The organism is Natronorubrum thiooxidans (genome assembly GCF_900156475.1).
Lineage (GTDB): Archaea > Halobacteriota > Halobacteria > Halobacteriales > Natrialbaceae > Natronorubrum > Natronorubrum thiooxidans.
This window is the reverse complement of the sequence record NZ_FTNR01000002.1, coordinates 318,374-340,330: the sequence shown is the minus strand read 5'-3', so window position 1 is coordinate 340,330 and position 21,957 is coordinate 318,374. Positions and strand designations below refer to the sequence as shown.

Sequence of the window (21,957 nt, the reverse complement as noted above, 5' to 3'; positions counted from 1 at the left end):
CGGGAGCGTTCGCTCGCCGGGCTGGCAGGTCGCCCGTCGATTTCGCCGGCCGCGAATCGCCCTCGTCACTAAGACGCTCGCCCGAGACGGTACGTGATATGAACGCCCCGATACGACGGCTCGTCCTCGACGTCATGAAACCGCACGACCCTGACATCCTCGAGTTCGCCGACGCCGTCGCCGGCTGTTCGGGCGTCGAGGGCGTTAACGCCGTGCTCGTCGAAACCGATCGGGCGGTCCAAAACATCAAACTCACGATCGAAGGCGACGACCTCGAGGCGGCGACCGTCGAAGAGACCCTCGTCGACCTGGGCGGGACGGTCCATTCGATCGATCAGGTCGTCTGCGGCGAGCGACTGGTCGAACAGAGCGCGACGCCACAGGACCGCTAGGCAAATGCCGTCGCTTCGCACGCTCCTCGCGGACGAGGACGTCCGATCGATCTCGCGGCGCTACTTCATCTCGAACGGGTTCGACGGCACGCTGACGAGCATCGGGATTATCGTCGGCGCGTATCTGTCGGGCGTGACCGAAGGGATCACCGTCGTCACGATCGGCCTCGGCGCGGCCGTCGGACTCGGCACGTCGGGCGTCTGGAGCGTCTGGGAGATCGAACGCGCCGAGAAACAGGCCGAACTGCTGCGGATCGAGCAGGCCATGCTAACCGAGTTAGACGAGACGACGGTTCAAGAGCGACGGACAGGGGCGCGAAAGATCAACGCGGTGGCGAGCGGTATCGGGCCGTTGATCGGCATTATTCTGCCATTGCTCCCGTTTCTCGCCCACGACGTCGTCTTTACGCTGCTCGAGGCGACGCTCGTCGGGATCGCCGTCGGCGTCGTCGTCCTGTTTCTATTCGGCGCGTACCTCGGATCGATCTCGAAACAGAACTGGATCGTCGCCGGCGTCCGGATGGGACTTGCAGGAATCGTCGTCGCCGTTCTCAATCTGTTTCTGCCGGGCTGACGATCGGTAACGTAAACACCGGACCAGCTAAAACGATCAGTATGTCATTGTGGAAGTCCCGGCGGACCGGCTACTATCTGGCGCTGGTGGCCGCGACGACGGTGATATTTACGCTTCTATACAACTACGGGATGTCGACGTGGGAAGGGCGGCCACAGCCGCTGTTTCGTTCGCTCGAGATCGTCTTCCAGACGTACACGACGACGGGGTACGGTGAGGACGCACCGTGGCAGACCCCGCAGATGAACCTGTTGATGATCGGGATGCAACTGGCCGGCATCGGACTGATCCTCACTGCCGCGGACGTGTTCGCGGTCCCGTGGCTCCGAAACACGCTCTCCCCTACGCCACCGACGGCGGTGACTGATCTCGAGGACCACGTCGTTATCTGCGAGTACACCTCCCGCGGCGAGACGTTCGTCGAGGAACTCGAATCTCGAGGCCAAGCCTACGTCATCGTCGAATCCGACGACGAACTGGCGACGCGCCTCCACGAGGCGGGTCACCGGGTCGTCCACGGCGACCCAGAGTCAGTCGAGGTGCTCGAGAACGCGGGGGTTGAACGAGCGATGGCGCTCGTCGCGGACAGTTCGGACGAGAGTAGCGCGAGCATCGTTCTGTCGGCGCGGGAAGTGAACCCGGACGTTACGACGGTGACGCTCGTCGAAGACGTGTCCCTCGCGGAGTACCACCGAATCGCGGGGGCCGATAGCGTGCTCTCGCCGCGGCAACTGCTGGGCGAGAGTCTGGCCCATCAGGTCCCGACTGCTGTCACGACGGCGGTCGACGACGGCATCGAAATCGGGAACGATCTGGAACTGGTCGAGCTCTCGATCGAATCGGGAAGTGACCTCTGTAACCGGACTGCGGGCGACGTGCGGCTTCGAGACCGGTTCGCTGTCGATATCATCGGCGTCTGGGTCGATGGCGAGTTCGAGAGCCCGATCGATCCGGCCCTCGAGTTAGACGACGACGTTCGGCTGCTCGTCGCGGGGGAACCGGACCGGATCGCGGCCCTGCGCGAGGAGGCGACGTCCTCGGTACAGTCGTTTTCCCCCCAGCGCGTCCTCGTCGCCGGCTACGGGGAGGCGGGAGCGGTCGCGGCCGACGTCCTCGAGTCGACGGGAGCCGAGGTGACGGTGATCGACAGACAGGAGAGTGAGGGCGTCGACGTCGTGGGCGACGCCCGAGAGCCGGAGACCTTCCTCGAGGCCGACATCGAGGACGCATCGGCCGTGATCATCGCCGTCAACGACGACACGACTGCGATTTTCACGACGCTGATCGCGAGCGATCTGAACCCCGAGATCGACGTGATCGTGCGGGCGAACGAGTCGAAGAGCGAGGGGAAACTGTACCGGGCGGGCGCGGCGTATGTCCAGTCGCTTGCGACCGTCAGCGGTCGCATGCTGGCGTCGACGATCTTCGAGGACGAATCGGTGCTGACGTTCGACAAACAGATCGACGTCGTCAGACTCCCCGTCGGCCGGCTGGCGGGTCGCACCCTCACCGGTGCCGACGTCCGGGCAACGACCGGCTGTACCGTCCTCGTCGTCGTCCGTGACGGGGAGCTGATCGCGGAGTTCGACCCGGACACGCTCGAGTTCGACCCGGACGACGAGGTTATCATCGCGGGAACCGACGAGAGTGTCCGCTCGTTCGAACAGACGTACCTCAAAAACGAGTAACCGCGCTTCCGGACTCAGTGAAACACCTTCTCGCCGGCTTCGATCGGGACCTCGAGCCAGTTTTCCGTCGGCGGAAGTGGGCAGTCATACTGGTCCGAGTACGCACACGTGGGGTTGTACGCCTCGTTGAAATCGAGGAGCCACTCCCCGTCGGCCGTCCGGTGGGTGTCGGGTTCTAAATCGAGGTATCGACCCGCGCCGTAGGTTTCCTCACCGCTGGTCGCGTCGCGAAACGGCACCCAGAGCCGGTCGTCGTCCGCCTCGGATTTGTACGCTTGGATGGTGACCTCCTCGCCGCTGACGGTGAACCGAAACTCGCCCCAGCGCAGGTACTCGCGCTCGCCGTCCGTGCTCGTGGCGACGACGACGGGCTCGGGCTCGTCGTACGTTTCGAGTGGGAGCTCGAACCGGTAGTCACCGTCGATCGGGTAGTACTCGAGACCGTCGACCGACTCGCGTTCGGCCGGCGGAATCGGCGAGTGGGGGTCGTTGGCGAAGTACTGGTCTTTCTCGTCGCGTTGCATCTCGAGCGTCCGTTTCCAGTCGTCGGTCATGGGTAAAGTGGTATGAGGCGTCGTCAGTTCGGGTGCCGTTCGTCTCCCAACCGGTATGTGATCTTAGCTGTGCTGCTCGATAAGGCCCTTCAGCGTCGCTTTGTCCTGCACGCCGACCATGCGCTCGACGGGCTGGCCGTCCGCATAAATGAGCAGCGTCGGGACGCTGCGCGCGCCCAGTTGCTGGGCGAGCCCCTGGTTGGCGTCGATGTCGACTTTCGCGACCGCGGCGTCGGTTTCTGCAGCCAGTGCCTTCACCGTCGGCTCGAGCATCTGACAGGGCCCACACCAGTCGGCATAGCAGTCCACGAGGACGACGTCGTGGTCGTTGACGACGGACTCGAGGTGGTCGCCACCCCGAACGCTGATCGGTTCGGACGGGCTGGCCGTCTGCTGAGCGTCGTCGAGGCTGCCCCCGTTCTCGAGGCGGTCGCGCAGTTCCTGTTTCTTTTGCTCACGGATTCGCTGTCGTTCGTCGTCTGCAGCGTCACTCATCACCCGACTGTACGGACTCGGTAACCATAATAATTGTGTGTAGCACGAACAATATTGTCTGGTCGGGGTGCGGGTATTCCGCGGCTGGACTGGGAGCTATCGGGTGACGAGTGGGTCGACCGGGATGCGTGAGTTGCGAATGGATACGAAAGCCAGCGGGTTCGGGGCAAGCGATGGGCTGTTGTACCCGTCCAGATCGACCAAATTCCATGTGGTCGGATAGGGTTTGTAGTAGTGTACTAATCTAACAATATTATTGTGTTGTCTGTGATCGAATCATACCGTACCATGCGACACGCTCTTGGGCCGTGAAACGGTGTCGGCCGCGACTGGTCCGGGCAACAGAACCTGACCGCGACTGCGAGCACTGCGTGATTCCTTGCGGGCTGGTCGCAGTCGCGATGGAGTTGGCGGACAGCGGTCCGTCTCAGGCCAGTCGCTCCGGCGGCACGAGCATCACGTTCCCGTTCGCCTGCGCGACGATGTCCTCGGAGACGCTGCCGAGCAGCAGTCGGCGGAGTCGGCTGTGACCACGCGAGCCGACGAGGATCGTCGTCGGATCGTACTCGGCCTCCGCGGCGAGGATTTCGTCGGCGGGATCGCCCTGTCGAACGTTGATCTGCGTCTCGATCCCCCACTCCTCGAGTTGGGCAGCGAGTTCTCCGAGGGTTTCTTCGGGATCGTCATCCTCCGGAAGGCCGGGATCTTTCGGCGTCTGAACGTGGACCAGCGTCGCCTCCTCGGTGGCGTGGCGCAGGTACGAGAACGTCTCGAACGCCCGTTCTGCGTTCTCGGAAAAGTCCGTGGCGTACAGCATGCGCTGGAACAGGTGTGCTCTGACGACGTCGGGGTCTTCCGTCTCGCGTTCGACCCGGTTGACGAGCAGCGGCGTCACCGTCGTCCGAGCGAGGTTTCGCGCCGTCGATCCGATGACGCGGTTCTCGAGCGGGCTTTTCCCGCGCGAGCCAACGATCGTCAGGCTCGCGCCGATCGTTTCGGCGATCCCGGTGATCCGTCGGTGGGGCGTGCCGCGAACGACGTGCGTTTCGACGTCGAAGCCGGCCTTCTCGATGACCCTACGGTAGCGATCGAGCGCCTGCCGGCGGCGCTTTTCGAAGTCGATACCGGGCATCCCCGCGTGAACGTTCGACGGGATCACGGTGACGAGGTGAATCTCCTCGACGCCGATCCGCCCGAGACACTCGAGGCACGTCTCGCTTTGGATAGTCGCTTCGCTCGCTGCCGAAAGGTCGGTGGCACAGACGGCTTTCATACTGGCTATAGGTGTCGACGGTATAATATTGTTTTCCCTCCCCAATACGGCGTTGTTCGCAACTGAGTGGGTCGGTCGCTGACCGGTCGCCAGTTGCACCGTTCGGCTGTGGTCGCTGTAACTGCAGTGGTTCGACTCACTAATCGCGAGAACCCTCGTCGTGCCACGGTGTGGCGCGCTCGAGAACGGGCTCGGTATCCGCTCAATCGATATATTTGTAAAACGTACGAAGATATTTCCGTTGGATAGCCGTGAGATTCTCGTTAATAATATTGTACACCAATCCCAAAAGTGTTATACAGCTTCTGCAGATAGAGGGGCGTATGCGAGAACCGCTGTGCCGGATACAAACGACGGTCATCTGGAGTCGAAACGAATGCTAGGGCTCGATACACTCTCACCGACGGTCCAGGCAACACTCCTCGTCGCCGTCGTCCTCGTCGAGGCGATCGTCCTCTACGCCGGCTACGGCGTCGTCGAACGAGCGGTTGCCCCGCCGGTCATCGAACGGTTGGGGAACGGATAACCGATGGCGCTCCTTGGACTGAGTATCGAACTCCTGGCGTTGTTCATCGGTTTCGGCTTCATGGTCGGCGTGTTCTTCGGCTTCTTCGGCATGGGCGGCTCCTTTCTCGTTACACCAGCGCTGCTGATCCTCGACTATCCCGCCCCGGTCGCGATCGGTAGTTCGATGGCGTTCGTCTTCGGAACGGCCGTCATCGCGACGCTGAAACACCACGACGTCGGCGAAGTCGATTACAAACTCGGCGCGCTCATGTTCGTCGGCATCGTTCTCGGTATCGAGGGTGGCAAGGCCGTCGTCTTCTTCCTCGAGGCACTCGGCCGGGCTGAGCTCGTCGTCGGCGTCGCGTACATCCTGTTGCTTGCAGCGATCGGCGTCCTGTTCGTTCGGAGTGCACTCAATCAGTCAACTGACGACGACGACGACACTGGCGATGAGATCCCCGAGATCGCACAAACGATCAAGTCGTACAACATCCCACCGATGGTCACGCTCACCGACGGGAGCAAGGCATCGATGTGGACGATCTCCGGTGTCGGTGGAGGCGTCGGACTGGTTTCGGGCTTTCTCGGTGTTGGCGGTGGCTTTATTCGCATGCCCGCAATCTACTATCTCATCGGGGTCTCACTCACTGCCGCCGTCGGAACGAGCCTCTTCGGTGCGCTCATGTCGGGTGCGGTCGGCGCGTTCACCTACGGATTGTCCGGTGTCATCGACATCGGCGTCGTGACTGCGTTGTTGATGGGGAGTGCACTCGGTGCCCGCATCGGCTCGGCAGCGACGGCGTACGTCGACGAGGACGACGTTACCATCTACTTCGGCATCATGCTCTTGCTGGCCAGCACAGCGGTTGCCTTCGGTGAACTCGCCACGTGGCTCGAGATGCCGATTCTCGATACTGTCAGCTTCGTCTTGCTCGTCGGCTCGTCGCTTTTCGTGACGGTCGTGATCTTCTACTACGGCGTCCAGGCAGTCCGGACGACCGACAGCCATCCCGGGACAGCAGCCAAAGGCAACGATTGACCATGTACAGCGACCACCTCGAGATTATGGTACCAGCGACACCGGAACCGCAACCGCTGTGGCCAACGCGTGTTCGAGAGCCCAGCGCGGGCGATCCGCGGTGACGCTCGTCGGTATCGTCGCCGTGATCTTGGCGCTCGGCGTCGCCTCCCGCGTGCTCGCGGATCGACTGCGAATTCCGAGCGTCCTGTTTCTGATCCTGGCTGGGATCCTGATCGGTCCGGAAGGGATCGGGATCGTCTCCCAGGAAACCTTCGGCGGCGGCCTCTCCGCGATCGTCGGCGTCAGCGTCGCGATCATCCTCTTCGAAGGCGGCTATCACCTCCATCTCGGGAAGCTCCGAGAGAGCCCAACGGCGCTGCTCCGGCTCACCACCGTCGGTGCAGCGATCACCTGGCTCGGGACGGCCGCCGCCGTGGTCGTTTTCCTCGAGACAAGCGTCGACGTCGGGCTGCTCGTCGGGGCGCTGTTGATCGCAACCGGCCCGACGGTGATCGGCCCGATCCTCCAGGTCGTAACCGTCCGCGATCACGTTATCGCCGTCCTCGAGGGCGAGGGCGTAATCAACGACGTCACGGCTGCAATCCTGGTCGTCGTCGTCTTCGAGGTACTTATCGCTGGCGACGGGAGCTGGCCATCTCTCGTCGGCTACTTTCTCCAGCGACTCGGCATCGGGCTCGGGTTCGGTGCGATCGTCGCCGCGGGCGTCTGGCTGTTGCTCACCCGTGGAAACCTCGCCCCCAGCAATGGCCCGCTGCACGCTCGGCTGATCGTCCTCGCCGGGATCGTCGTCGCCTACGCCGGTGCCGAAACGATCGCCAGCGAGACCGGGATTGCCGCCGCTGCGATGGCCGGGTTTGCACTCGGCAACATCGATCTCCCACACCACGAGGACGTTATCGACTTCCTGGACGATCTTTCGGTCGTCGTCCTCTCGTTCGTGTTCGTCGCGCTGGCGGCGTTGATCGACTTCGCGGACATCTTCCGGCTCGGAGTTGCCGGCCTCGTTATCGTCGTCGCGATCACGCTGGTGCTTCGGCCGGCAGTGATCTATCTCTCGACGACGGCCGAGCGCTTTACCCACAACGAACGGCTCTTTCTCAGCGCCGTCGGCCCACGCGGGATCATCCCCGCCAGCGTTGCGACGCTGTTTGCCGTCGAACTGCAGATACTCGGCCGGCCACAGGAAGCCCAGCTGTTGGCCGGCACCGTCTTTTTGATCATCTTCGCGACGGTCGTCTTACAGGCTGGGCTCGCACCACAGATCGCGAACTACCTCGAGGTTTCACCAATGCGCACACTCATCATCGGCGGGGGGCGGGTCGGCCTCTCCCTCGCAGAACGGCTCGAACAGGACGGCGAAAACGTACTGCTCGTCGACAACGACCCCGATGCGGTCGAAAAAGCCCGCAAACGGGGTCTGCGAGCGATCGAAGGCGACGGCACCGACGCCGACGTCCTCGAGCGGGCCGGTGTCGCGGACGCGAAGACGGTTATCGCGACCTCGCCGGACGACGACGTCAACCTGCTGGTCTGTCAACTCTCGAAGACGACCTTCGGCGTCGAGAAGATCGCCTCACGGGTCAACCAACCCGACAACGTCGATGCCTTCGAATCGCTCGGCGTCCGGGCGATCGACCTCTCGATGGCGACCGCGTGGTCGCTCGAGAACGTCTTAGAACGGCCGTCGCTGTCGGCGTGGATGAACGAACTCGGCCGAACCGGTGACGTCCAGGAGATCGAAGTAACGGCCGGGGACCTCGTCGGGAAGTCGATCGCCGAGGTCAATGCCGAGATTCCGGACGGCTGTATCGTTGGCTTGCTTACCCACGACGACGGGTCGACGGAGGTGCCAACCGGTGATCACGAACTGCGGGACGGTGACCGGGTCACGTTCCTCGGGCAGACTGACGCCGTCGACCGCGCCGTCAAGCGTTTCCATCCACACGACTAACGGTTATCGGCATAGTCCGACACGGGCTCACACGGTTTCTCGCGTACGAGTACTCTCACGTCGACTCGAGTGGAGTTGGTATGGTATTTGTTGACGTGTATTGCTCGAGCGCGCCCGAGGGATTTACGGCGTCGTCGACCCGGCCGCTATATTTAGATAACGTATGTAAATATTCTCGTGGGTTAGCAATGAGATAGGTTGCAGTAATATTGTGCGCTATTCCCAAAAGCGTTATACGCACTCTGCCAGTAGACTCTACTGAGTAGAAATCCATGATCCGCACACAACTGGTAACGGACGGAGGTCGAGACGCATGATCGACTTCGCAGCCCTCTCCCCAGCAGCACAGGCAGGCGTGCTCGTCGGTGCCGTCCTCGTCGAGGCAATCGTCCTCTACGTCGGATACGGCGCACTCGAGCAGGTCGCAGCACCACCAATCATCAAGACGATCAAGGAGACATAGATGGAACTGTTTGGCATCGGACTCACGCTGATCGTGCTGTTCGTCAGCTTCGGCTTCATGGTCGGCGTGCTGTTTGGCTTCTTCGGGATGGGTGGCTCGTTCCTCGTCACGCCCGCGTTACTCGTGATGGGGTATCCAGCGCGGGTCGCGGTCGGGAGTGGAATGGCGTTCGTCTTCGGGACGGCCGTGATAGCGACGTTAAAACACCACGACCTGGGACAGGTCGATTACAAACTCGGCGGGTTGATGATCGTCGGGACGTCGGTCGGCATCGAGGTCGGGCGAATCGGGGTGTTCTACCTCGAGGAACTCGGCCTCGCCAGCGGGGTTATTGGCGTCACGTACGTCGTCCTGCTGGGTGCAATCGGCGTGTTCGTTACGCGCAATGCACTCAAAAGCGATGGTGATGATGACAGTGGTGGCCATCACGACGCCGCGAACGACGAGATCGATCCGGACGCCATTCCGGACATTGCAAAGAAGATCCAGTCGTATCGCGTTCCACCGATGATGACGATCGCCGGCGGCATCCAGGTCTCGCTGTGGATGGTCCTCGCTGTTGCCTTTGCGACGGGCCTGCTGTCGGGCTTCCTCGGCGTCGGCGGCGGCTTCATCCGCATGCCCGCGATGTTCTACCTCATCGGGGTGCCGGTTCCCGTGGCGGTCGGGACCGACCTGTTCGAGATCGTCTTCTCGGGCGGGATCGGGTCGTTCCTCTACGGAATGGAAGGTGGCGTCGATCTCTCGATCGTCGCACCGCTGCTCGCCGGCAGTGCACTCGGTGCCCGCATCGGCTCGGCGGCGACGGGGATCGTCAACGAAGGCGACATCAAGATCTACTTCGGGCTGATGCTCCTGGGTGGCTCGGTCGCCGTCGCCTTTCGCCAGGCCGGCGACTACCTCGGCATGGAGGTCCTGAGCACGGTCAGCTTCGCGCTGATCCTGCTCTCGGCGTTCCTGGTCAGTGGGGCCGTGATCTACAGCACGATCAAAACGATGCGCGCGGAGTCGAAAACGGCTGCGACGGTCGCGGACTAACGTCGAACGACGGTTTTTTGTAGTCCCTGACTACCGCGGCTCGTCATTGTACAATACTCACACAACCCTTATACCAGCAGGATCCCTATCTAGAACCAGTAACATGGCAAATTCGATGACGGAACAACTCCAGCAAGACATGGCCTGCGAGGGGCTCCTGGAGTGTATCCACGGTCTCAAACAACTGGACAAGGAGTGTTTTCAAGCGATGGTCGAAAGCGACGAGCCGCTGACGATCGATGAAGTCGCCGACCGAGTCGACCGGGAACGGTCGACTGCCTACCGGTCGATCCAGCGACTTCTCCAGAGTGGCTTCATCCAGAAAGAACAGATCAACTACGATCAGGGTGGCTACTACCACGTCTACTTCCCGACGGACCCCTCCCAGATCGCCAACGACATGCAACGGATGTTGAACGACTGGTACGCGAAGATGGGCCAGCTCATCCAGGAGTTCGAAGACAAGTACGAACACGTCGATGACGGCGTGACTGCAGTCGAAAGCTAACGCCAGGTCGATATCGTGGTCCCGTAGTTTCGAGACTCGGTTTTGCAATAGTTCTCGAGCAAGACAGTACGGATATCGAATAAACGGCACACGGGATTATATTCTCGGGCGTGGGGAGGATAGTCTGGTGAGCGAACGATGCCAGTAGACAACCTCGCACGGAGTGACGTTATTACGGCAGCCACGGATGAATCGGCCAAAGAACTCGCAACGACGATGGACAATGAAGACGTCGGCAGCGTCGTCATCGTTGATGAGAGCGATCCCGTCGGGATCGTAACTGATCGCGACCTGACGTTGCAGGTGGTTGCGGCAGGCGACCACCCGGATGAACTGACTGCAGCGGACGTGATGTCGACGGATCTGTGTACGGTCGCACACGATAGCGGCTTCTACAAAGCCACTGAGCTCATGAGCGAACACGGTATTCGTCGACTTCCCGTAACCGACAGTAACGGCGAACTGACCGGGATTATTACAATCGACGATCTGAACGAACTGCTCGCCGACGAGCACCAACAGCTCGCAGACGTCGTGCAGGCACAACGACCGCCGTACTGACCGCACTACACCCGCCAGCGGCAGTGCGACCGCACAGAGAATTCGGTCGCGGACGTGGACGCTATCACGGCCGACTGGTATTGTACGAATCTTACAAAATTCTTATCACGACGAGACGCGAATATCAGCATAAGACGATGGTAAACTCGATGACTGAGCAACTCCAGCAGGAGATGGTGTGTGAAGGACTGCTGGAGTGTCTCCACGGTCACACACAACTCGACACCGCATGCTACCGGGTGCTAGTCGAGAGCGACGAGCCGTTGACGATCGACGAGGTCGCAGACCGAGTCGACCGCGAGCGCTCGACCGCCTACCGATCGATTCAGCGACTGCTCCAGAGCGGATTCGTCCAAAAGGAGCAGGTCAACTACGAGCAGGGCGGGTACTACCACGTCTACTTCTCGACGCCAGCCGCACAGATCGCACGCGATATGCAGCGAACCGTCAACGACTGGTATGCGAAGATGGACCGACTCATTCAGGTGTTCGAGGAGCAGTACGAACACGCCAGTAACGGGACAACGACCGTCGAATGAGCACTGACGAAATGATCGAGGTGGGTATCACGCAGTCACGACGGTCTCGAAGTCCTCGACGACACGCGAGACGTCCACGGTCGCACCGTTCGGGTACGCTCGCTCGACGATCCCCTGTTCGTTGACGAGCAAGATCAGATTGTAATGGGGGAACGCGTACTCGAGGTTCTCGTACTGGTCGGCGTCGCGTTTCTCGAGTGGCAACCCGTACTGCTCGGAGACGACCTGTTTCGCCTCCTCGTACGTTTCCGGCCGGAGGAAATGCCAATTCTCGGCATCGAGGTCGACACCTTGCTCGCCGGCGTAGGTCTCGAGTACGTCCGGCGTGTCCCGCTCGGGATCGAACGTCAGTGCGAGAAACGCCGACTTGTCAGCGAACCCCTCTTCCGCTGCGACTTCCTGTGTGCGACGCAAGCGCAAGGTCAGTGCCGGACACATACCGTCGGGACAGTTCGTATAAAAGAACGTCATCAAGACGGCCCGCTCGCCCTCGAACTGTGCCGTCGAGATCTCGTCGCCGAGCAGCGGATCGGGAAGCGTGGTCTCGGGCAACGGTTCGTCGTAACTCGGGTGAGATGCCTCACTCAAGTCCTGTTCCGGTGGCTCGAGGACGGTTCGACTATCGCCCGTTCCAGAGAGCGTCTCGAGACAGCCGGCAGTGCCAACGATCCCAGCGGTGGCGGCCGTATACAGATATCGACGGCGATGCATATCTCGAGGTTGTTGTCGAGCATATAAATGGCGACCGGTTAGTTGCCGGGTCAGCGAATCGATCGCCGCTGCGACGGCGACGGGTCGAGCCGTCACTTGGTCAGCGAAACGAGCACGAGCACCATGCCGCTCGAGACGATTGCAGCCTGAATGAGTCCGGCAGACAGGATCGAGGTGCCAAACACCATGTAAATCAGGCCCTCACAGACTGCGCCGGCACCGATAAACACGAATCCGGCGGCGACGTACAGCATCGGCTCGCGGTCGTTTCGACGGTAGCCGTGATAGGCCAGATATGCGACCGCGAGGCTCAATGTGAGCGTGATCAGTTTGGCGATCACGAACGGCGCTTCGATCATTTGTCGCCTCGTAATCCGTCCCACAGCGCCGTGAAATTGTCCGCGAGTTCATCGCGCGTTTCCATCGTCAGCGAGAGTTCGCCGCCCGAGAGGTCGACGTGAAGTTCCTCGAGTACCGTCTCGAACTCGCGTCGATGCGTGCCGTCGGGCCCGACTGACGTTCGTTCCTCGAGCAGGTCGTGTTCCTGCAGCATCGAGACGCGGCGGTACACCGTCGCGAGCGAGGCGTCACAGGCCTCGCTGAGCATCTTCGCCGTCATCGGCCCCTGATCCGCGGCGACGAGGATCCGCCGCGCGTAGTCGTCGGCTAGAACCTGAAAGATCTCCGCCGAATCTGTCTGTCCCTCGTGTTGCACGGCGAGTCGATTACCGCCGTCGAACAAGTAGGCGACGATTTGCCGGTCCAGCAAAACGGCGGAGGTGTTTTGTGGGCCGTTCGATTCGAGCCAGTATTGCGCTAAAATAGCATTACGAGGTCGAAATAAACCTGTTCACTGCGCCGCGTGCGTCTCGAGCAGTTCGACGACTGTTTCTGCGCTCTGGAAGCCGTCGTCGAGGCGCGCGACCTCCGCGCCGTCTTTCAAGACGACGAGCGTTGGGACACTGCGGATCTGGTACTCGTCGGCAACGTCCGGAACGAGGCCGGCGTTTACCGTTGCGACGGCACCCGGTGCGCTGCGAGCGACCGCGCTGAGCACCGGCTCCATCGACGCACAGATTCCACAACCCGACGTGATGAACTCGAGCAACACGAGGTCGTGGGCCTCGAGCAACTCGTCGTAGTCGGCGACGCTGTCCAGTTGGACGGGTTTCTGGGGACCGCTTCCATCGCCGACCGTCTCCGAAGGTGCTGTTTCAGTCATTACCGAAACAACGAGTCGCCAGTACTTGAGTGTTTTGTACAGTTTCCACAATATTGGACTGGTCGACTCGCACTCATCGCTCGGGTTGCTCGTGCTGGAATGCTCAATTCTCGTTGTTTGGCCGCGTACTCGACCGGCGCTGTAGCAGCGGCTGGAACGGGTTTCACCGATCGTACAGCCGATACGCGATCAAGTGTACACTGCCGTTCAGTGGCTACTAATTTCTCGCCGGCCGTCGAAAGAGTGGGCAACCGATGACCGACACCACCGACGACGAGTCCACACAGGCCGAACCGGGACGGGAGTTCGGTTACGATCTCTCGGAGCTAAATGCCGTTCTGGGTCACGCCTATCGCGGGGAACTCGCCCGCGAGACGACCTGGCGTTCGCGCTCGACCAAACGACGACGTGGAGCGTCACGGTGATGGCCGCGATCCTCACGTGGGCGTTCTCGAGCCCCGACAACCCCCACTACATCGTCCTCGTTGGCGTGCTGGCCGTCGACATGTTCCTCCTGATCGAGGCGCGGCGATATCGCGACTACGACGTCTATCGTGCTCGTGTACGACTCCTCCAGCAGAACTTCCTCGCAACGACGCTGGACCCATCCCAACGCGACGAACACAGCGACTGGCGAGCCGAACTCAGCGACGACTACCGGCGACCGACGCTGAAGATCACGCTGCTCGAGGCGATCTCGAACCGGCTGCGACGCATCTACTTTGCACTGCTGACCGTGCTCTGTCTCGCGTGGCTCTTTCGCGTCACCGCCTTCGCGCCGGGCGAGAACTTTCCCGATACCGCGGCCATCGCGTCTGCCCCCGGCGCGGTCGTCGCAGGGATCGTCGGAACGTTCTACGTTGGCGTTCTCGTGCTCGCGTTCTGGCCGCGCGAGCGCGAGGCGAAAGAGGAGTTTCGCGAGACAGAGGCCGGCGACTGGAAGGAGTCCGAGTGAGACGGACGACTGTAAGACAGTTCCGGCACACCTGCGGATGCACCAGTAAACCGGGACAGCAGACCACCTGAGCACCCACGATCACGTGGCACAGGTCGAACACGTGCGTTTGTGGCGCGTATAGATTAGCCCTGCCAGCAGCGCCACGGAGATGGCACCGAGCAGCGGCCGAAGCGGATCGAAGTACGTCATCAGCGCCGACGAACTGAACAGCGCGAGCAGGAAGGCATTACAGATCGGACAGCCGACCGCGAGAAAGCCACCGATCAGTCCGCCCATCGCCCAGCGGTCCTCCGATCCCGTGCCCGAGCCGTCTCCCTCGCCCGTCCTCTCGAGGTCGGTATCGACGTCGGTCGATAGCCGCTGTGCGATATAGACACCCGCCAGCAGCGCGGTCAGGGTCAGAAACAGGTAATCCGTCGGTGTCCGGGGAACCATCCGAACGTACAGCGGGTTCGGGATGAGTCCGGTGACGAGACCGAACAGCGAGAAGACGCCGACGGCGGCGGCCGTTCCCCACAGGATCGCTCGCGGATTCGAGCGGATCGCTCCGAGCGTGCGTGGGGCCGTCATCGCGACACCTCCGTCGGAACCGCACACTGCTCAGGATGGCCCGCACGCCCGAGGAAGAAGAGCAAGAGCGCGAGGCCACCGACGCGAAGCAACGCGCCGTCGTAGGGCAGCAGTGCCAGTCCGCCCGCGAAGCCGAGAAAACCGAGCAGTCCAGCGCCACAGCTCGCACAGCCCGACGCGAGGAGGCCGGGGAGCACCCCGGACAGGTCGGTGAGACTCGAGAGGCCGACGACGCGAAGCTGTGCGGCGGCGTTGACGATGGCGACACCCGAGAGCAGCGCGTAGAGGACGATCGTTCCCAATCCGGTCCAGCCGTCGGTGCGGTACACCGTCTCCGTTAACGAGACGAGGACGTACTCGAACCAGTGGACGCCGTCGCCGAGCATCTGGAGCGAGAACTCCGGCATCGTACTCAAGATCAAGAGGACGTACGTCACGAACGCGACGACGAGGAGTCCGATCGTTCCTCGCCACGTCTCGAACGGGTACCAGACCGCTGCGGAGAGGTTCGTCAGGTATCCCCGAATCGAGTTCCGCGAGAGCATTTACGTGAACCGATGCAGGGGGAACTGAAATGAGCGGCTCTGTTTTGCTGACTCAGCAAATCGACGACTCCGTTACAGTCACGTCCCGTGAACGACCGCACACTACCAGATGTCGCTCGATCAGCCATCCCGTCGCGCCTTCCTCGCCGGGTCAGTCGTGACACTCGGCGCTGGCGGCGCGTATTATTTCACACGCTCCGACTCCGACGAGGACACTGCCCACGCCCAGTCGGCGACGTTCCACTCGAGCGACGAGACGTCCCCGCTGGGCGTCGACCTCGCCGGAAAGGCGATTATGGGCTCGCCCGACGCACCGCTCGAGCTCTACTACTGGACCGACTTTCAGTGTCCGTTCTGCGAGCAGTTCGAACGGGAGACGCTCCCCAACCTCGTCTCGGAGTACGTCGAACCGGGGCAGGTTCGAATCGTGTTCGTTCCGCTGGCGTACTTCGGCGCGGACTCGATGACCGCCGCAGTCGCTAGCAAGTGCGTCTGGGACCAGGTCCGCGAGGACGAGCCAACGGCGTACTGGAACTGGCATACGGCGGTGTTCGACGAACAGGGCGAGAAGAACGCGGGCTGGGCCGCCACTGACAACCTCATCGAGTACACCCGTTCGGTCTCCGGTGTCGACGCCGAGGCTCTCGAGTCGTGTCTCGAGGACCGTCGATCGGAACTCGAAGCCGAGGTCGAAACCGACGGGGAACGGGCACAGTCGCTCCGCGTGTCGGGGACACCGACGTTCATCGTCTTCAACCCGGCCGCCGAAACGGCTGGGCGACTCGTCGGCGCACAGCCGAACGACCGATTCGACGAGGCAATCGAGCGGATCGAAGACGCCTAACGACGACTGCCGTCGACGAGCCACCGGTGATGGCACACATCGTCGACTCCAGAGCGCGTTTCTCGATCGACAGGTGCAGGAGTTGACTTCGACGCTGGCTTGCACCGGCATGCGCGAGGCTGATTGAAAATCACGGTGATCTGATTCTTGCAATGTCGTTACAACAACTCGCACATTCGGACGACCAGATGGAAGCGTGTATCGACAACTGCCTCGAGGCTGCTCAGGCCTGTGAGTGGTGTGCAGATGCCTGTGCAGACCACGGCGAGGAGATGGCCGAGTGTATCCGACTCTGTCGCGACGTCGCTGATCTGACGACGCTGCACGCCCGACTGATGGCCCGCGATTCGGACTACCATGGCGAACTGGCGAGCGTCTGCGCGGACGCGTGCGAGGCGTGTGCCGACGAATGCGCGCAGTTCGACCACGAGCACTGTCAGGTGTGTGCCGACGTTCTGCCGGAGTGTGCCGAGTCGTGTCGCAACATGGCGGCGTAGCGACAGTCTCGAGTCCACGTTTCGATTTTTGTGGGTGTGCCTCTCAGAAGACGACGACCCATACCGTCATATGGCGGGCAGCTTTATTATCGTCCTGTGCGTAGTATTGAGTGATATGAGCAAGACAGAAGGCGTAGACCCGACGATCGCTCCGGACGAAGTCGCCGCCCGACGCGACGACGACGACCTGTTCATCCTCGACGTTCGAAACGAGGACGACTACGACGAGTGGCACGTCGAGGGCAGTTACAACCTCCCGATCTACGATCAGTTGCTCGAGGGAGACGTCTCCGAACTCGAGGCCTCGCTCGAGGAGTTCCCGGACGACGAGGAAATCGCCATCGTCTGTGTCGCCGGTATCACGTCCGCAACCGCTGCGGACGTCCTCCGCGACCACGGCCACGACGCCCGGTCGATGGCCGACGGCATGAACGGCTGGGGACGGGTTCACGTCACGTACGACGTCGACAGCGTCGACGGCGTCACGCAGGTCGTCCGCCCTGGAACCGGCTGTATTTCGTATCTCGTCGCCGACGGTGACGAGGCCGTCGTGGTCGATCCGAGTATGTACGTCGACCAGTACCGACGCGTCGCCGACGACCAGGGCGTCGAGATCGTCGGCGTCGTCGACACGCACGCCCACGCGGACCACGTCAGCGGTGGCCGGCCGATGGCCGACGAGTTCGATGTTCCGTACTACCTGCACGACGCCGACGGCGGCGACCTCGAGGGCTACGCGTCGATCGCAGACGGCGACAGCATCGCCGTCGGTGACCGCGACCTCGAGGTCCTCCACACGCCCGGCCATACCCCCGGCAGCGTCTCCCTTCGCATCGGCGACGGGCTGCTGTCCGGCGATACGCTGTTCATCAGAAGCGTCGGGCGGCCCGATCTTGAGGGAACTGACGAGGCCGACGTCCGCGAGGGGGCGCGCGCACTCTTCGAGAGCCTCGACCGGCTCGCCGACCTGCCCGACGAGCTGGTCGTCCTCCCCGGCCACTTCAGCGACGAGGAGATCCGACCCCTCGCGACGACGCTCGGCGAACTCGAGGCGACCAACGACCTGTTCGGCATGGACGACCGCGACGCGTTCGTCCAGACCATCGTCGACGGCCTCTCCGACGAACCGGCGAACTACAATCAGATCAAAGCCATCAACTGGGGCAAAGAACCGCTGACCGATGACGCCGCGGAACTTGAACTCGGGCCGAACAACTGCGCGGCGAACTGACTCGGTCGGCTCAAACCCGGTGCTGGCGGGGTCGCTGTTGCAAGGCGGGTAGCTATGCGTATCGATACGGGACTAGTGTTGTCGGTGCATCCCACTTATGGACCAAATTACTGCCGAGCGACTCGCGGACAAGCTCGATGCCGGCGAGCCGTTTGCACTCGTCGATACGCGACCTAAAGAGAGCTATGAGCAGTGGCACATCCCCGGCGCCGAGAACGTCCCGTTCGGACCCGACGACGACTTCTCCGAGGAACAACTGGACCGCGTGGACGAACTGGCCGACGGCCAGTCGATCGTCGCCATCTGTGGCAAGGGACTCACGTCAACACCGTTTAGCTTCGAACTCGAGCAACACGGCTACAACGACGTCTCTGTGGTCAAAGGCGGGATGGAAGACTGGAGCACGGTGTACGAGGTCGTCCCGATCGAGACGCAAAACGACGACCTGTTTCTCGCGCAACTCCAGCGGCGCGCGAAAGGCTGTCTGGGCTACGTCGTCGGCTCGAGAGCCGCCGAGAGCGCCGTCGTCGTCGACCCGACGCGCCAGATCGACCAGTTTACGCTCGTCGCTGGCGAAGCCGGGGTCACTATCGATCGGGTCCTCGACACGCACGTCCACGCCGACCACATCTCCGGCGGTCGGACGCTCGCGGAGACGCTCGACGTGCCCTACCACCTCGGTGAGGCGGCCACTGATCGCGACGTTGACTACGAGTACGAACCGCTCACCGACGGTGAGACGATCGAGATCGGCGACGTCGAGATCGAGATCCTGCACACGCCGGGACACACTTCCGAGATGGTGAACTACCTCGTCGACGGCGAGGCGCTGTTGACTGGCGATACGCTGTTCGTCGAGTCTGTCGGCCGCACGGAACTCCAGTTCGGTGACGAGGACGCCGCCACCGGTGCCGAACTGCTGTACGAGTCGCTCCACGAGACGATCCTCGAGTTGCCAGACGACACGCGAATCCTGCCGGGCCACGTCTCGGTCACGACAGACGGCCGATACGAGGTCGGTTCGCCGGGCGACCCGATCGCGGCTCGACTCGGCGACCTCCGCGACGACCTCGACTTGCTCGGCCTCGAGGAGGCGGAATTCGTCAGCCGGTTGACCGAGAACGCCCCCGAGAAGCCGCCGAACTACGAGCGCGTGATCGAACTGAACACGGGCCGGGATGCCCTCGACGACCCGGCGGAAGCGACGGAACTCGAGCTCGGACCGAACAACTGCGCGGCCTGACGCCGCTCGAGCACTCGTTGTCGTTCTGCTCGTGGTCGCTTCAAGCGGGCCTGCTGCGATCCGGGTCACGTCAGTCGTTCCTGCGAACCGAGAATGACGCGAACGTTCGTGGTTGATGACACGAAAGGACCGATCGGTGCGGACTCCCCTCGATTGCGCTCTCCCGTACAGCGCGGTGGGTCCGGCTCCCGATCTGGCCGCTCTGGGGCGTCGTCGTCGGGCTTGCGCTGCGTTCGGCTACGGGCTCATCTCCGGCGAAGGGTCGTTCGATCCACGCTCCGGCCGTGATCGGCTCGCTCAAGGGCGAACGATTAACTCGAGTGAGATGGTAGCTGGCTGCGTGCTCGAACGGACCGCGCACCCGCTTGGCCGACGTCTCGATCACTTGATGCAAGGAGCCAACTACGTTTCGATTCCTGACCGATGACCACGAGCGACGACACCGGGATTCCCTCGCTTGCGATCCTCGACGAGTTGGCTGACCGCCTCCTCGAGTACGCTGTCGAGGAACTCGAACCCGAGCGCACGACGCTCGAGGTAACGGGCTACGCCGACGGGGATTACCAGATCGAGGCCTACGAGACGGTCTCGATCCACACCGATCCCGACCGCGGCGAGGAGGTCATGGAGCGCGTGGCGATCCGGTACGATAGAGCGACGGAGTGGATCCAACGACACCGGTACTACGAGTCGGACGACGGACGGGCCACACAGGAGGTTCGCGACCTCGAGTCGTACCCCGATCCGGTGGCACTGGCGGCGGCCGACGACGAGTGAGACAGGTTGCTGTACCGATGTCCCGGCGCAACCACAAACCGCCAGCGGTTGCGATGGAACTGACTGACAGCAGTCCGTATGGGCGCCCAAACAGTGCGTCGAAAGGCGTCCGCATGTCCGCGCTCGCGGCTCGCCGACGGGCGGTGCTCCCGGCGACCGCTTCTCGGTCGCGCCCTTTATGTCGTATTCTATCCGAGAGAGTGTCAACGGTGATGAAGGCGTGACCCAGATTCGACGACTCCGACACGACGATGCACGACGAGCCGGTTCACGAGGGGTGTCATGACCAGCGCTGAGAGAGCACTGCCGCGGCCGTACGTCCTCGCCTCGGTGGCGACGCTCGTCCTCGCGGGCATCGCGACGACCGTCGGGCTGTTCGTCCCCGGGTTCTACCGCGACGCACCGGTCCTCTTACCGCAGGTCTACGGACAGGATCTGCTGACGCTGGTCGTTGCGCTTCCCATCTTCGCGATCGCGCTCTACCACGCCGCTCGAGGCTCGTTGCGAGGCTACATCGTCTGGCTCGGCGTGGACGGCTACCTGCTGTACACCTACGCGTCGTACGCGTTCATGACGGCATTTAACGAGCTGTATCTGGTCTACACGACGCTGCTGTGGCTCACGCTGGTCACGTTCGTCGGCGGACTGGCCCGACTCGAGGCCGCGGAACTAAAAGCAGCCGCCGGCGACCTGTCCGTTCGGCCGTACGTCGCCTTTCAGGTGGTGCTGGCGGTGCTGGTCGCGGTCCTGTGGCTGGCGGAGATTCTGCCGGCGATTGTCGCCGGGACAGTCCCCCCGAGCGTCGCCGAGGCGGCGCTCCCGACATCCGTCATTTACTCGCTCGATCTGGGGATCATCCTGCCGGCGTTCCTGCTCTCGGCACACTGGCTCCGGAAGCGCCGAGCGTGGGGGTACGCGTTCACCGCCGTCCTTCTCGTGAAGGCGGCGACGCTCAGTCTGGCCGTCCTGGCGATGGCCGTATTCATGATCCGTGACGGCGACGGCGTTCCGATGCCCGTCCTCGTCGTGTTCGGATTACTTTCGGCCTCGAGTCTCGCGCTACTGGCCCAGTTCCTGCGCTCGCTCGAGTCGCCGACCGATTCGTCGACCGCTGTGACTCGGGACGAGACTCCTGTCTCGGCCACGGATCGTCGACCGAAGCGGGACAGATGACACAACGCCGGCGCTGGTGTGGCGCTCAGTTCGTCCGGGCCGTGGCGACCACAGCGAGAACTGTCGCTGAGAACGCAGGAACCTGATTAGAGACTCTCAAAAGCCTGTTCGAACCGGTCGTTGGCATCATCGCTGATCGACTCGAGTGCCGGGTTGTCGGCGACGGCGAGCAACTGGCCGGGATCGACGGCGCTGACGATCACGTCGCCGGCATCGTCCTCGTAGACGACGACGTTGCACGGCAGGAGCGTTCCGAGATCGAGATCCTCCTCGAGGCCCTGATGTGCCAACCCGGGATTGCACGCGCCCAGAATTCTGTACTGACGGAACTCCTCCTCGAGTTTCGTTGCGAACGTCGCCTGAACGTCGATATCGCAGAGGACGCCGAACCCCGCGTCTTCGAGTGCATCGATCGTCATCCCGACGACGTCGTCGAACGCCCCGTCAACTCGCTTGTTTGTTGTATAGGACACATTGTACAAGACCACATGGATAGGCATGGCTGTTGTGGTGGCAGTGGCAGTCTCGAGAGAGCGACGACGAGCCGTTACTGGACGACTTCGCTCACGATGGCGCCAGAATCAAAGCCTTAGTCGATCCG

At 62.4% G+C, this 21,957-nt stretch carries 27 protein-coding genes and 1 pseudogene; 18 read left to right on the top strand and 10 right to left on the bottom strand.

The window, feature by feature from the left end; translation table 11 throughout:
- The first annotated feature begins 98 nt into the window (after window positions 1–98).
- From BW940_RS04770 to BW940_RS04760, 3 genes are read left to right on the top strand one after another with little or no spacing between them, the layout of a single operon-like run.
- A complete protein-coding gene (locus tag BW940_RS04770; RefSeq protein ID WP_076608036.1) occupies window positions 99–392 on the top strand; it encodes a DUF211 domain-containing protein in 294 nt (97 codons plus the stop codon).
- Between the two features lie 4 nt (window positions 393–396).
- Complete coding sequence (locus BW940_RS04765) at window positions 397–966, top strand: VIT1/CCC1 transporter family protein (RefSeq protein ID WP_076608035.1); 570 nt, start codon at window positions 397–399, stop codon at window positions 964–966.
- 41 nt (window positions 967–1,007) lie between these two features.
- Entirely contained in the window at window positions 1,008–2,654 is a 1,647-nt protein-coding gene (locus BW940_RS04760) for a potassium channel family protein (RefSeq protein WP_076608034.1), read from the top strand.
- Between the two features lie 14 nt (window positions 2,655–2,668).
- On the opposite strand, the gene BW940_RS04755 is transcribed toward BW940_RS04760, so the two are convergent.
- The 3 genes from BW940_RS04755 to BW940_RS04745 all read right to left on the bottom strand — a co-directional run bounded on the left by BW940_RS04755 (window position 2,669) and on the right by BW940_RS04745 (window position 4,976).
- The gene (locus BW940_RS04755; RefSeq protein WP_076608033.1) at window positions 2,669–3,208 is read right to left on the bottom strand and encodes a DUF1684 domain-containing protein; all 540 of its coding nucleotides are present in this window, start codon (window positions 3,206–3,208) and stop codon (window positions 2,669–2,671) included.
- 63 nt (window positions 3,209–3,271) lie between these two features.
- Entirely contained in the window at window positions 3,272–3,703 is a 432-nt protein-coding gene (gene trxA, locus BW940_RS04750; protein WP_076608032.1) for a thioredoxin, read from the bottom strand.
- Between the two features lie 427 nt (window positions 3,704–4,130).
- On the bottom strand, window positions 4,131–4,976 hold the full coding sequence (locus BW940_RS04745) for a universal stress protein (protein ID WP_076608031.1): 846 nt from the start codon (window positions 4,974–4,976) through the stop codon (window positions 4,131–4,133).
- A 376-nt stretch (window positions 4,977–5,352) separates the two neighbouring features.
- On the opposite strand from BW940_RS04745, the gene BW940_RS21685 reads away from it, so the two are divergent.
- From BW940_RS21685 to BW940_RS04715, 8 genes are all read left to right on the top strand, one after another.
- Window positions 5,353–5,502, top strand: a complete 150-nt coding sequence (locus BW940_RS21685; RefSeq protein ID WP_173834843.1) for a DUF7512 family protein — start codon at window positions 5,353–5,355, stop codon at window positions 5,500–5,502.
- A 3-nt stretch (window positions 5,503–5,505) separates the two neighbouring features.
- Window positions 5,506–6,522, top strand: a complete 1,017-nt coding sequence (locus tag BW940_RS04740) for a sulfite exporter TauE/SafE family protein (protein WP_076608030.1) — start codon at window positions 5,506–5,508, stop codon at window positions 6,520–6,522.
- A 100-nt stretch (window positions 6,523–6,622) separates the two neighbouring features.
- Window positions 6,623–8,476: a cation:proton antiporter domain-containing protein gene (locus BW940_RS04735; protein ID WP_076608029.1), complete on the top strand. Its 1,854-nt coding sequence runs from the start codon at window positions 6,623–6,625 to the stop codon at window positions 8,474–8,476.
- A gap of 313 nt (window positions 8,477–8,789) precedes the next feature.
- Window positions 8,790–8,939, top strand: coding sequence for a DUF7512 family protein (locus tag BW940_RS21680; protein ID WP_173834842.1), 150 nt, complete (start codon window positions 8,790–8,792; stop codon window positions 8,937–8,939).
- Window positions 8,940–9,977 (top strand): sulfite exporter TauE/SafE family protein, encoded by a 1,038-nt coding sequence (locus BW940_RS04730; protein ID WP_076608028.1) that lies wholly within the window; start codon window positions 8,940–8,942, stop codon window positions 9,975–9,977. It abuts the gene before it with no gap.
- A gap of 103 nt (window positions 9,978–10,080) precedes the next feature.
- Window positions 10,081–10,485 carry a helix-turn-helix domain-containing protein gene (locus BW940_RS04725; RefSeq protein ID WP_076608027.1) on the top strand — a complete coding sequence of 135 codons (405 nt, stop codon included), beginning with the start codon at window positions 10,081–10,083 and terminating at the stop codon, window positions 10,483–10,485.
- Window positions 10,486–10,623: 138 nt separating this feature from the next.
- Entirely contained in the window at window positions 10,624–11,046 is a 423-nt protein-coding gene (locus BW940_RS04720; protein WP_076608026.1) for a CBS domain-containing protein, read from the top strand.
- Between the two features lie 137 nt (window positions 11,047–11,183).
- Window positions 11,184–11,585 (top strand): helix-turn-helix domain-containing protein, encoded by a 402-nt coding sequence (locus BW940_RS04715; RefSeq protein WP_076608025.1) that lies wholly within the window; start codon window positions 11,184–11,186, stop codon window positions 11,583–11,585.
- Window positions 11,586–11,612: 27 nt separating this feature from the next.
- On the opposite strand, the gene BW940_RS04710 is transcribed toward BW940_RS04715, so the two are convergent.
- The 4 genes from BW940_RS04710 to BW940_RS04695 form a co-directional block, all read right to left on the bottom strand.
- Window positions 11,613–12,296: an SCO family protein gene (locus tag BW940_RS04710; protein WP_076608024.1), complete on the bottom strand. Its 684-nt coding sequence runs from the start codon at window positions 12,294–12,296 to the stop codon at window positions 11,613–11,615.
- 92 nt (window positions 12,297–12,388) lie between these two features.
- Window positions 12,389–12,655, bottom strand: a complete 267-nt coding sequence (locus BW940_RS04705; RefSeq protein WP_394329396.1) for a DUF7521 family protein — start codon at window positions 12,653–12,655, stop codon at window positions 12,389–12,391.
- Window positions 12,652–13,011 carry a winged helix-turn-helix domain-containing protein gene (locus BW940_RS04700; protein ID WP_076608132.1) on the bottom strand — a complete coding sequence of 120 codons (360 nt, stop codon included), beginning with the start codon at window positions 13,009–13,011 and terminating at the stop codon, window positions 12,652–12,654. Before BW940_RS04700 ends, BW940_RS04705 begins: the two co-directional genes overlap by 4 nt.
- A 135-nt stretch (window positions 13,012–13,146) precedes the next feature.
- Window positions 13,147–13,518, bottom strand: a complete 372-nt coding sequence (locus BW940_RS04695) for a thioredoxin family protein (RefSeq protein WP_076608023.1) — start codon at window positions 13,516–13,518, stop codon at window positions 13,147–13,149.
- A 254-nt stretch (window positions 13,519–13,772) separates the two neighbouring features.
- On the opposite strand from BW940_RS04695, the pseudogene BW940_RS04690 reads away from it, so the two are divergent.
- Window positions 13,773–14,473 (top strand): annotated as a pseudogene (locus BW940_RS04690) (DUF2270 domain-containing protein).
- A gap of 81 nt (window positions 14,474–14,554) precedes the next feature.
- Here BW940_RS04690 and BW940_RS04685 read toward each other — a convergent pair.
- Complete coding sequence (locus BW940_RS04685; RefSeq protein WP_076608022.1) at window positions 14,555–15,046, bottom strand: hypothetical protein; 492 nt, start codon at window positions 15,044–15,046, stop codon at window positions 14,555–14,557.
- Window positions 15,043–15,591 (bottom strand): hypothetical protein, encoded by a 549-nt coding sequence (locus BW940_RS04680; RefSeq protein WP_076608021.1) that lies wholly within the window; start codon window positions 15,589–15,591, stop codon window positions 15,043–15,045. The genes BW940_RS04685 and BW940_RS04680 overlap by 4 nt, the downstream gene beginning before the upstream one ends.
- Window positions 15,592–15,700: 109 nt before the next feature.
- Here BW940_RS04680 and BW940_RS04675 point away from each other — a divergent pair, with 109 nt between their 5' ends.
- The 6 genes from BW940_RS04675 to BW940_RS04645 all read left to right on the top strand — a co-directional run bounded on the left by BW940_RS04675 (window position 15,701) and on the right by BW940_RS04645 (window position 21,356).
- Window positions 15,701–16,435, top strand: coding sequence for a DsbA family protein (locus BW940_RS04675; protein WP_076608020.1), 735 nt, complete (start codon window positions 15,701–15,703; stop codon window positions 16,433–16,435).
- Between the two features lie 152 nt (window positions 16,436–16,587).
- Window positions 16,588–16,932, top strand: coding sequence for a four-helix bundle copper-binding protein (locus BW940_RS04670; RefSeq protein WP_076608019.1), 345 nt, complete (start codon window positions 16,588–16,590; stop codon window positions 16,930–16,932).
- Between the two features lie 115 nt (window positions 16,933–17,047).
- A complete protein-coding gene (locus BW940_RS04665) occupies window positions 17,048–18,163 on the top strand; it encodes an MBL fold metallo-hydrolase (RefSeq protein WP_076608018.1) in 1,116 nt (371 codons plus the stop codon).
- A gap of 97 nt (window positions 18,164–18,260) precedes the next feature.
- Window positions 18,261–19,406, top strand: a complete 1,146-nt coding sequence (locus BW940_RS04660) for an MBL fold metallo-hydrolase (protein WP_076608017.1) — start codon at window positions 18,261–18,263, stop codon at window positions 19,404–19,406.
- 423 nt (window positions 19,407–19,829) lie between these two features.
- A complete protein-coding gene (locus BW940_RS04650) occupies window positions 19,830–20,183 on the top strand; it encodes a hypothetical protein (RefSeq protein ID WP_076608015.1) in 354 nt (117 codons plus the stop codon).
- Window positions 20,184–20,465: 282 nt separating this feature from the next.
- A complete protein-coding gene (locus BW940_RS04645) occupies window positions 20,466–21,356 on the top strand; it encodes a hypothetical protein (RefSeq protein WP_076608014.1) in 891 nt (296 codons plus the stop codon).
- An 86-nt stretch (window positions 21,357–21,442) separates the two neighbouring features.
- Here BW940_RS04645 and BW940_RS04640 read toward each other — a convergent pair whose 3' ends face one another.
- Window positions 21,443–21,829, bottom strand: a complete 387-nt coding sequence (locus BW940_RS04640) for a DUF302 domain-containing protein (protein WP_076608131.1) — start codon at window positions 21,827–21,829, stop codon at window positions 21,443–21,445.
- Between the last annotated feature and the right edge of the window lie 128 nt (window positions 21,830–21,957).

What these genes read in the sequence shown, in the direction of transcription:
- BW940_RS21680 (WP_173834842.1), top strand. Translation starts at nt 8,790, where the DNA reads ATGATCGACTTCGCAGCCCTCTCCCCAGCAGCACAGGCAGGCGTGCTC.
- BW940_RS04685 (WP_076608022.1), bottom strand. Translation starts at nt 15,046, where the DNA reads ATGACGGCCCCACGCACGCTCGGAGCGATCCGCTCGAATCCGCGAGCG.
- BW940_RS04725 (WP_076608027.1), top strand. Translation starts at nt 10,081, where the DNA reads ATGGCAAATTCGATGACGGAACAACTCCAGCAAGACATGGCCTGCGAG.
- BW940_RS04695 (WP_076608023.1), bottom strand. Translation starts at nt 13,518, where the DNA reads ATGACTGAAACAGCACCTTCGGAGACGGTCGGCGATGGAAGCGGTCCC.
- BW940_RS04765 (WP_076608035.1), top strand. Translation starts at nt 397, where the DNA reads ATGCCGTCGCTTCGCACGCTCCTCGCGGACGAGGACGTCCGATCGATC.
- BW940_RS04660 (WP_076608017.1), top strand. Translation starts at nt 18,261, where the DNA reads ATGGACCAAATTACTGCCGAGCGACTCGCGGACAAGCTCGATGCCGGC.
- BW940_RS04760 (WP_076608034.1), top strand. Translation starts at nt 1,008, where the DNA reads ATGTCATTGTGGAAGTCCCGGCGGACCGGCTACTATCTGGCGCTGGTG.
- BW940_RS04650 (WP_076608015.1), top strand. Translation starts at nt 19,830, where the DNA reads ATGACCACGAGCGACGACACCGGGATTCCCTCGCTTGCGATCCTCGAC.
- BW940_RS04680 (WP_076608021.1), bottom strand. Translation starts at nt 15,591, where the DNA reads ATGCTCTCGCGGAACTCGATTCGGGGATACCTGACGAACCTCTCCGCA.
- BW940_RS04740 (WP_076608030.1), top strand. Translation starts at nt 5,506, where the DNA reads ATGGCGCTCCTTGGACTGAGTATCGAACTCCTGGCGTTGTTCATCGGT.
- BW940_RS04730 (WP_076608028.1), top strand. Translation starts at nt 8,940, where the DNA reads ATGGAACTGTTTGGCATCGGACTCACGCTGATCGTGCTGTTCGTCAGC.
- BW940_RS21685 (WP_173834843.1), top strand. Translation starts at nt 5,353, where the DNA reads ATGCTAGGGCTCGATACACTCTCACCGACGGTCCAGGCAACACTCCTC.
- BW940_RS04715 (WP_076608025.1), top strand. Translation starts at nt 11,184, where the DNA reads ATGGTAAACTCGATGACTGAGCAACTCCAGCAGGAGATGGTGTGTGAA.
- BW940_RS04770 (WP_076608036.1), top strand. Translation starts at nt 99, where the DNA reads ATGAACGCCCCGATACGACGGCTCGTCCTCGACGTCATGAAACCGCAC.
- BW940_RS04665 (WP_076608018.1), top strand. Translation starts at nt 17,048, where the DNA reads ATGAGCAAGACAGAAGGCGTAGACCCGACGATCGCTCCGGACGAAGTC.
- BW940_RS04720 (WP_076608026.1), top strand. Translation starts at nt 10,624, where the DNA reads ATGCCAGTAGACAACCTCGCACGGAGTGACGTTATTACGGCAGCCACG.
- BW940_RS04755 (WP_076608033.1), bottom strand. Translation starts at nt 3,208, where the DNA reads ATGACCGACGACTGGAAACGGACGCTCGAGATGCAACGCGACGAGAAA.
- BW940_RS04645 (WP_076608014.1), top strand. Translation starts at nt 20,466, where the DNA reads ATGACCAGCGCTGAGAGAGCACTGCCGCGGCCGTACGTCCTCGCCTCG.
- trxA (WP_076608032.1), bottom strand. Translation starts at nt 3,703, where the DNA reads ATGAGTGACGCTGCAGACGACGAACGACAGCGAATCCGTGAGCAAAAG.
- BW940_RS04745 (WP_076608031.1), bottom strand. Translation starts at nt 4,976, where the DNA reads ATGAAAGCCGTCTGTGCCACCGACCTTTCGGCAGCGAGCGAAGCGACT.
- BW940_RS04705 (WP_394329396.1), bottom strand. Translation starts at nt 12,655, where the DNA reads ATGATCGAAGCGCCGTTCGTGATCGCCAAACTGATCACGCTCACATTG.
- BW940_RS04710 (WP_076608024.1), bottom strand. Translation starts at nt 12,296, where the DNA reads ATGCATCGCCGTCGATATCTGTATACGGCCGCCACCGCTGGGATCGTT.
- BW940_RS04670 (WP_076608019.1), top strand. Translation starts at nt 16,588, where the DNA reads ATGTCGTTACAACAACTCGCACATTCGGACGACCAGATGGAAGCGTGT.
- BW940_RS04675 (WP_076608020.1), top strand. Translation starts at nt 15,701, where the DNA reads ATGTCGCTCGATCAGCCATCCCGTCGCGCCTTCCTCGCCGGGTCAGTC.